Origin of the sequence: Streptomyces tateyamensis, assembly GCF_003205575.1 — a bacterium.
GTDB classification, from domain to species: domain Bacteria; phylum Actinomycetota; class Actinomycetes; order Streptomycetales; family Streptomycetaceae; genus Kitasatospora; species Kitasatospora tateyamensis.
In genome coordinates this window covers 1-243 of the sequence record NZ_PYBW01000401.1, presented here as the reverse complement: position 1 = coordinate 243, position 243 = coordinate 1, and the positions used below count along the sequence as shown (strand labels likewise).

Here is a 243-nt window from a genome sequence, read left to right as displayed (position 1 = left end):
GAGTCGGTGGGCGAGCTCCAGGTGAGCGGGGCGACCCTGTTCGACGGCTACCTCAACCGCCCGGCCGCCGACGCCGAGGTGCGTACGGCGGACGGCTGGTTCCGCACCGGGGACGTGGCCACCATCGGCCCCGACGGCTTCCACCGGATCGTCGGCCGTGCCTCGGTGGACCTGATCAAGAGCGGTGGCTTCAAGATCGGCGCCGGCGAGGTCGAGGCCGCGCTCCGGGACCACCCCGCCGTG

General features: G+C 73.7%; 1 pseudogene. It reads left to right on the top strand.

Annotated features, from left to right (window positions below):
* Positions 1–243: pseudogene (locus C7C46_RS33925) on the top strand (AMP-binding protein); the annotation flags it as partial.